7 protein-coding genes are annotated in these 6,590 nt (G+C 65.7%); 5 read left to right on the plus strand and 2 right to left on the minus strand.

Going from position 1 to position 6,590, the window contains the following annotated elements; translation table 11 throughout:
- Nucleotides 1–333 precede the first annotated feature (333 nt).
- Nucleotides 334–1,005: a TetR/AcrR family transcriptional regulator gene (locus WAW17_RS15520; RefSeq protein WP_422333839.1), complete on the minus strand. Its 672-nt coding sequence runs from the start codon at nt 1,003–1,005 to the stop codon at nt 334–336.
- A gap of 93 nt (nt 1,006–1,098) precedes the next feature.
- On the opposite strand from WAW17_RS15520, the gene WAW17_RS15525 reads away from it, so the two are divergent.
- Both WAW17_RS15525 and WAW17_RS15530 read left to right on the plus strand, forming a co-directional pair.
- The gene (locus tag WAW17_RS15525; RefSeq protein WP_422333840.1) at nt 1,099–2,682 is read left to right on the plus strand and encodes an MFS transporter; all 1,584 of its coding nucleotides are present in this window, start codon (nt 1,099–1,101) and stop codon (nt 2,680–2,682) included.
- Nucleotides 2,683–2,783: 101 nt separating this feature from the next.
- A complete protein-coding gene (locus WAW17_RS15530) occupies nt 2,784–3,680 on the plus strand; it encodes an AurF N-oxygenase family protein (RefSeq protein ID WP_422333841.1) in 897 nt (298 codons plus the stop codon).
- Nucleotide 3,681: 1 nt separating this feature from the next.
- On the opposite strand, the gene WAW17_RS15535 is transcribed toward WAW17_RS15530, so the two are convergent.
- On the minus strand, nt 3,682–4,140 hold the full coding sequence (locus WAW17_RS15535) for a carboxymuconolactone decarboxylase family protein (protein WP_422333842.1): 459 nt from the start codon (nt 4,138–4,140) through the stop codon (nt 3,682–3,684).
- A gap of 49 nt (nt 4,141–4,189) precedes the next feature.
- Between WAW17_RS15535 and WAW17_RS15540 the strand changes: the two genes are divergently transcribed.
- The 3 genes from WAW17_RS15540 to WAW17_RS15550 form a co-directional block, all read left to right on the plus strand.
- Nucleotides 4,190–5,620 carry a PLP-dependent aminotransferase family protein gene (locus WAW17_RS15540; protein WP_422333843.1) on the plus strand — a complete coding sequence of 477 codons (1,431 nt, stop codon included), beginning with the start codon at nt 4,190–4,192 and terminating at the stop codon, nt 5,618–5,620.
- Between the two features lie 224 nt (nt 5,621–5,844).
- Nucleotides 5,845–6,372 carry an OsmC family protein gene (locus tag WAW17_RS15545; protein ID WP_422333844.1) on the plus strand — a complete coding sequence of 176 codons (528 nt, stop codon included), beginning with the start codon at nt 5,845–5,847 and terminating at the stop codon, nt 6,370–6,372.
- 40 nt (nt 6,373–6,412) lie between these two features.
- Nucleotides 6,413–6,590, plus strand: a 178-nt coding sequence (locus WAW17_RS15550; protein ID WP_422333845.1) for a PLP-dependent transferase, incomplete at its 3' end; no start/stop codon positions are given.

Here is a 6,590-nt window from a genome sequence, read left to right on the forward strand (position 1 = left end):
GGACACGCGGGTCTCTTTCTGGTCGGGACGAGTTGGTCGCACTTCTCATCCTGCCGATAGAGACCCGCGCCCTCAGCTACCGACTCGCACCGATCGCGTCACCAACCTCATGAACCGCAACAACTAGCGAGCGTCAGCTTCCGAAGGGAAGGGTTCCCGGGGGGATCTGGTATCCACTGCTGCCGGCTGAGCCGCTGCCGAGCACACCGAGCATCCAGTTGAGCGCAAACGTGATCATCAAGGAACCTTTCCACAGCCATGTAATGAAAACCGCGCGGCATCCGGTGCCACGCGCACGTGCCACGGTAACGAGGGTGTGCGCGGCTGTCGACGTCAGAGCGCCTGAGCAGGAGGAATCTCCACCACTCTCCGGACCTCGGCTCCGGCAGCGGCCCGCGCGGCCAGGAAGTCGTCGACGATCTTCTCGCAGGCCTCGGGCCCGAGCGGTGTGAGCGTTGCGAGCCGGGTGAAGACGAGGGGCCCGACGAGTTGGGCCAAGGCCAGGTCGTAGTCGAATTCCCCGAGCTGTTCGACGGCTTCGGGAGTGGCGAAGATCTGGTCGAACGCCGCACGGTACTGCTCGACGATCGCCTGCCGCAGCGTCCGCAATTCCCGTTTGTCGGCCTGTTGCGCGGCCGAGTCCACTGCGCTGGCACTGGAGTAGTCCTCCAGTGCGGGCCCCATCCCCAACCAGCACATGGCTGTGACGTGCATGGGGACCTTCTCGATCAAGCGGCCCTGACTGACGAGCAACTCCACGAGCCGGTCGCGCAGATCCCCTTCCCGGGACACTGTGGGCGCCGGGGGAATGAGCCGGCCGAATGCGGCGGCGACCAGTTCCGTCCCGTTGTCGAAATGCCGGTAGAGCGTTGCGCGCGCCACCTTGGCGAGTGAGGTGACGGCGTCGATCGTGACGGCTTCCGTGCCGCCTTTCGCGAGCAGAGTCGTTGCCGCGTCGAGAAGACGCGCGCGCGAGCGCTGCCTGCGGGGATCCTGCTCGGTCATCTACGCCATCCGTTCCAGTCGCTACCCGGCAACTTGAGAACTACCAGTCTAGCAACGATACTGACAGTCTCATTTCTCCACGGAAGGACCACCGTGCATCCACGGGCAGAGGCATCACAGGACCAGACGAAGCAACCCGACAACGCGGGCTGGACTCTCCGGCAGATATGGATGCTGACGGTGTCGTGCTGCGCAGTAGCCCTCGTCGTGGCCGCGATGGCCGCACTCAACACCGCGCTGCCCGACCTGGCACGCGACACCGGGGCCACCCAGAGCCAGCTCACCTGGATCGTCGACGGTTACACCCTGACCCTGGCCGCCCTACTCCTGCCTGCCGGCGCGCTCGGCGATCGATACGGCCGGCGCGGGCTACTCGTGGTGGGACTGCTGATCTTCGGTGTCGCCACTGCGGTCCCCGTGATCAACGACGCACCCGAGTGGATCATCGGTTCGCGCGTGGTCGCGGGCATCGGCGCCGCCTTCGTGATGCCCGCGACGTTGTCGCTGCTCACCGCCGGTTTCTCGCTCGCCCAGCGTGGGCGGGCCGTCGGCATCTGGTCCGGCGTGGCCGGCTCGGGTGCCATCGCGGGTCTGCTGGTCTCGGGTGCACTTCTCGAGAAGTGGTCGTGGATCGCGATCTTCGTCAGCCTCGCGGCCGTCTCGGGACTCATACTCCTCGCCAGCTTCACCATCCCCTCGTCCAGGGACGGGGGCACGGCACCGCTCGACCTCCCGGGAACCGGGTTGATCGTGGCCTCCATCGGCCTGTTCGTCCTGGGAACGATCGAGGCACCGCAGCGCGGCTGGCTCGATCCCGCCGTCCTCGGTCTACTCGTCGGCGGACTCGTGGCCGCGGCCGCCTTCGCGTGGGTGGAACTGCGGACGGAGCACCCACTTCTCGACGTTCGCCTGTTCGGCAATCGCGCCTTCGGATCGGGATCGATGTCGTTGCTGATCCAGTTCCTGGCCACGCTCGGCCTTTTCTTCCTCGCCATCCAGTACCTGCAGCTGGTACTCGAATACTCACCTTTCGAGTCCGCGCTCGCGCTCGCACCCATCATGGCGCCGGTCGTGGCGATGTCCGCCGTCATGCCGCTGCTCATCCCGCGTGTCGGACTTCGTCCCTTACTCGCTCTCGGCGCCGCGCTCATCGGTGCAGGCATCTTCCTGATGGTCCGCCTCGACGCGTATTCGAGCTACGCGGAGATCTGCGTTCCGTTCATCGTGGTGGCCTTCGGTATCGGCCTGTGCACGGCACCCGCGACGACGGCGATCGTCCAGAACACTCCCGACGCGAAGCAGGGTGTCGCCTCGGCCGTCAACGACGCCGCCCGTGAGATCGGCTCTGCAATCGGAATCGCGCTTGCGGGTAGCATTCTGGCCGCCGGATACGGCCGGCACATCCAGCCGGCGGTCGATGCCGTCCCCGCGGCGGCCAAGGAACCGGTCTCCGGATCCCTGGCTGCCGCCCTGCACGTCGCTGATATCGCCGGGCCTCAGGGCGAGCAGTTGGCCACCTTTGCGCGGGAGGCGTTTCTGAAGGGCATGGACGAGGCGTCCATCGTTCTGGCCTGCGTTCTCATGGTCTCCGCGGTCCTGCTCGCAGTGTGGGCCCCGGGCCGGAAGCACCCGTCTGTTCGAGTCGAGGCCCCGCGCGAAACCGCAGACGTCGACTGACCCGCCCATTGCCCTTGCGGCGGTCATCCTTGTATCGTTCAGTATCAGTTACTGGACATAACAGTTACTTGACCGCACCGGCCACTGAACAAGGGGTAGTCATGACCGCATCGATCGTCGTCTCCGACCGCGAAGAGACCGCGCAGCGCTTGCTGGCGTCGTCGGCACGCAAGTCCTACGACCCGATGGTGGAGGTCGATTGGGAAGCGCCCGTCCCTGCCGACAAGTTCGGCCTCACCCCCGAGTGGAGCACGCTCTACGGCACCGCCCTGTGGGAGGAGATGACCGACGCCCAGAGGATCGAACTCACCAAGCACGAGGCAGCCAGCGTGTCGAGTGTCGGGCTGTGGTTCGAGATCCTGCTGATGCAGATGCTCCTGCGCGACGTCTACGGCCGTGACAAGCACTCGCGCCACGTGCAGTTCGCGCTCACCGAGGTTGGCGACGAGTGCCGGCACTCGGTGATGTTCGCCCGCGCCGGTGAGCGGCTGAACATGCCGAGCTACGGCCCCCATCCCGCGATCCACAAACTCGGGCGGATCTGGGGTGGATTCTTCCGGGGCGCGAATGCCTACGCCAGCGTGATGGCGGCCGAGGAGATCCTCGACATGATGCAGCGCGACTTCATGAAAGATGAGCGCGTGCAACCGGTTACCCGCACGGTCAGCAAGATCCACGTGCTCGAAGAGGCCCGGCACATTCGCTTCGCGCGAGAAGAAGTGGGCCGGCGCCTTCAAGGAGCGAGTTGGATGCGGCTGCAGATCGAGCGTCTCAACACCGCCGTCGTCGTGTACTTCGTGATGAAGAGCATGATCCGCAAGGACGTGTACGCGAATGCCGGCCTCGATCCCGAGCGCGCCGTGGCCGAGGCGAAGCGCAATCAGCACTACAAGGACACTGTCCGCACGTCGGGTTCCAAGCTGATGCAGTTCCTCGACGGCGTCGGCCTCGTCGGCGGCCCGTCGAAGCGCCTCTACAAGCGAGTGAATCTGCTGTGAACTAGCGCACCTTCGGCGTCTTGCGGGTACTGACGGCAATGCGGTTCCACGCATTGATCGTCAGTACCAGCGAGATGAGCTGGGCCAGTTCGGATTCCTCGAAATAGTCCGCAGCCTCGTCGTACACGGAGTCGGGAACGAATCCGTCGGCCAGAACGGTGATCGATTCCGCCAACGCGAGAGCGGCGCGTTCCTTGTCGGTGTAGAGGCCGTGTGCCTCTTCCCAGGCATTCAGGAGATACAGCTTCTGTTCACTCACCCCGATCGTGCGGGCGTCGGCGGTATGCATGTCGATGCACCAGGCGCAGTGATTGGTCTGTGAGCACCTCGTCAGGACCAGTTCGACGAGTTCGGGATCGAGGCCCTGCCGTGCGGCAGCGTCGAGAGCGATCATGGCCTTGTAGACGGCGGGGGCCTTGCGTGCGAGATCAACGCGGGTCTTGCGCTCTGTAATGGTCATACAAGAACGCTAGGCCCGAAATAGCCCATATCCATGGTTCAATTCGACAATGGAATCTTGGGCCAATTCCGGCCTGGGCCGCGACCTCCACCTGGATCCGGCCGGCGTCGGAGACACGCGACCGTCAGGGGTGCGCGCGACCCTCGTCCATTCGCTCCGAGAGGCAGTGCGGACCGGTCGCCTGCACGCAGGCACCGCACTTCCACCGTCACGCACGCTGGCCGCCGATCTCGGGATCGCCCGCAACACCGTCGCGGACGCGTACGCGGAACTCGTGGCGGAAGGCTGGCTCACCGCCCGCCAGGGCTCGGGCACCCGCGTAGCCGACCGAGTGGGCGAACCTCTCGGCAGGCGTCCGGCCAGGCCGAGCACACCGTCCCGGCCCGCGTACAGCCTGATGCCCGGCTCACCCGATGTCGCGGAGTTTCCCCGGAACGCGTGGACGGCGTCGGTGCGTCGCGCCCTCACCGCCGCACCCCATGACGCCTTCGGACCCGGTGATCCGCGCGGTCGGATCGAGCTGCGTTCGGTGCTGGCCGAATACCTTTCGCGGGCAAGAGGAGTGCGGGCCGACCCGGATCACATCGTGGTGAGCGCGAGTTCCGGCCACGGACTGTGGTTGCTTGCGCGCGCTCTGCAGTCTCCGATCTCGCCGGGCCGGATCGCGGTCGCGGTCGCGGCATACGGACTGCACCTGCACCGCGAACTCCTGCAGGATGCCGGAGTCGTCACCGTTCCCACCGAACTCGACGGCCGCGGCGCACAGGTTCCGCACGCACGCCAGCCGGGATTCGCGGCGGCACTGCTCACACCCGCACATCAGTTTCCCACCGGGGGTCCGTTGCATCCAGGCCGGAGAACGGCTTTCGCCGACTGGGCGCGCACCACCGGCGCCGTCGTGATCGAGGACGATTACGACGGCGAGTTCAGGTACGACCGGCAGCCCGTCGGCGCCCTGCAAAGCCTCGCCCCCGATCAGGTGGCGTATCTCGGTACCGTGAGCAAGTCTCTGTCCCCCGCTGTGAGAGTAGGCTGGATGGTCTTGCCCGAGCGCTTGATCGAGCGCGTACTCGCGGTGAAGGGCAGCTACGAGAGATGGGTCAGCGCAACGGATCAGCTCACGCTGGCCGATTTCATCGAAAGTGGCGCCTTCGACAAGCACGTTCGCAGAATGCGCACGCTGTATCGCCGCAGACGCGATGCACTGGTCTCGACACTCGCCGAGCGAGTCCCCCACATACGTGTCACCGGGATCGCCGCCGGGCTGCACGTGGTTCTCGAACTTCCCACGGGCACGGAGGCGGCGACAGTGAATCGCGCCGCCGCCCTGGGCCTGGCCGTCGTGGGCCTGAACACGTTCCGGCATCCGGGCGCGACCAGCACCCGCCCCGATGGCCTCGTTGTCGGGTACAGCACGCCGTCGACTGCCCGTTTCGCCGCCACCCTCGACGCACTGTGCCGGGCCCTGCCCCGTCCGTGAATTTCCTATAGGACTAGTCGGAATGCGTGTCGTCCGGTTACAGTCTCACCCGTGACCGAATCCGGAGCGATCGACAAAGGCGAGCTGCTGACGCGGCGGCGCCATGTCGACTACGCACAGGTCTGTACGTCAGGGTGTCCGATTTTCTGATCGGACCTGCCGCGACGTGACATTTTCACGCCGCGATTCCTGATTGCCCACATCCCTGATCGAGGATCCCTTTCATGACCACCGCATCTGTCACACACCTGACCTCTGTCATCACCGCCACCCAAGACGCAGTCGTGCAGGACGCCGCCAACGCCCAGGTCGTCTTCCGTGCGTCGGCGCGGGCTCACGACGCCGTCGCCAGCACGATCACGCTCGGCAAGTTCAGCGTCGAGGTCGACGAACCGCCGGCACTCGGCGGCGAGAGCACTGCGGCCAACCCTGTGGAGTACTATCTGGCCTCCCTGTTGTCCTGCCAGGTGGTCACCTACCGATTCTGGGCGGAGAAGCTCGGGATTCGTGTCGACGACATCTCCGCGCGCGCCGAGGGCGATCTCGACGTGCGGGGCTTCTTCGGATTCGACGATTCCGTGCGCCCCGGCTTCGGCGAGGTACGGGTGGTCGTCACGATCACCGGGCCGGAGTCGCAGGAACGCTACGTCGATCTCCAGGAGGCCGTCGACGCCCACTGCCCCGTGCTCGATCTGACCCGCAATCAGACCCCGGTCCAGACCGTGGTCGAATCTCGTTCCGGCAACAACTGATTCACCGCATCCACCTCACCGAATTTGGAGTACACATCTCGTGACCGAGAGCATCGATCCCAGCGTCAACTGGTCTTTCGAGACCAAGCAGATCCACGCCGGGCAGACGTCCGACGCGACCACCCGGGCGCGGGCACTGCCGATCTACCAGACCACGTCCTACACGTTCGACAGCACCGATCACGCGGCCGCACTGTTCGGCCTCACCGAACCGGGCA

Source organism: Rhodococcus sp. (in: high G+C Gram-positive bacteria) (genome assembly GCF_049286785.1).
Classification (GTDB): domain Bacteria; phylum Actinomycetota; class Actinomycetes; order Mycobacteriales; family Mycobacteriaceae; genus Rhodococcus_F.